This window comes from Microcoleus sp. N9_B4 (assembly GCF_036701635.1).
Taxonomy (GTDB): Bacteria; Cyanobacteriota; Cyanobacteriia; order Cyanobacteriales; family Microcoleaceae; genus Microcoleus.
This window is the reverse complement of sequence record NZ_JAUBRC010000037.1, coordinates 1-710: the sequence shown is the minus strand read 5'-3', so window position 1 is coordinate 710 and position 710 is coordinate 1. Positions and strand designations below refer to the sequence as shown.

At 47.0% G+C, this 710-nt stretch carries 1 protein-coding gene and 1 pseudogene; both read right to left on the bottom strand.

Translation table 11 applies throughout. From position 1 onward, the window contains the following. The coding region (locus tag QUA43_RS22155) for a tetratricopeptide repeat protein (protein WP_333376542.1) at positions 1–421 on the bottom strand (421 nt) is incomplete at its 3' end. 15 nt (positions 422–436) lie between these two features. Then, a pseudogene (locus QUA43_RS30930) lies at positions 437–571 on the bottom strand (tetratricopeptide repeat protein); the annotation flags it as partial. Positions 572–710: the final 139 nt, after the last annotated feature.

The following is a 710-nucleotide window of genomic DNA, read 5'->3' as shown; positions in this document are numbered from 1 at the left end:
AGGCCTTCTCCAAGGCTGCGATCGCCTCTGTGTAGCGGCCCAAATCATTTAGTGTACTGCCCAGCCCATTCCAGGAAAAGTGGAATTTGGGGTCAATTTCTAAGGCTGTCTCGAAGGCTGCGATCGCCTCACTTTTGTGGCCCAAATTATTTAGTGTACTGCCCAGGTTGTTCCAGGCAAAGTGGAATTTGGGGTCAATTTCTAAGGCTTGGTTGAAGGCTGCGATCGCCTCACTTTTGTGGCCCAAATCTCTTAGAACATTGCCCAGCCCGTTCCAGGCCATGTGGAATTTGGGGTCAATTTCTAAGGCTGTCTCGAAGGCTGTGAGCGCCTCACTTTTGCGACCCAAATCATTTAGGGTAAGGCCCAGGTTGTTCCAGGCAAAGTGGAATTTGGGGTTACTTTCTAAGGCTTTCTCCAAGGCTATAATCGCCTCACTGTTGCGGCCTAAACCATTTAGGGTAATGCCCCGCCCGTTCCAGGCATCGTAGTCTTCGGGGTCAATTTCTAAGGCATTCTCGAAGGCTGCGATCGCCCCTTCTAAATCTCCTGCATTATAGCGATCGACTCCTTGGTTATATAGCCTTTCTCAGAAAGATGAGGTACAATAACAGCAGTGTGTAAACCAGTTAAAAATATTTGATGATGTAACTTGACTGAACGCCAAATTTATGGCTTTGGCTAATTCTTGATAATTAGTAGTCTTGATA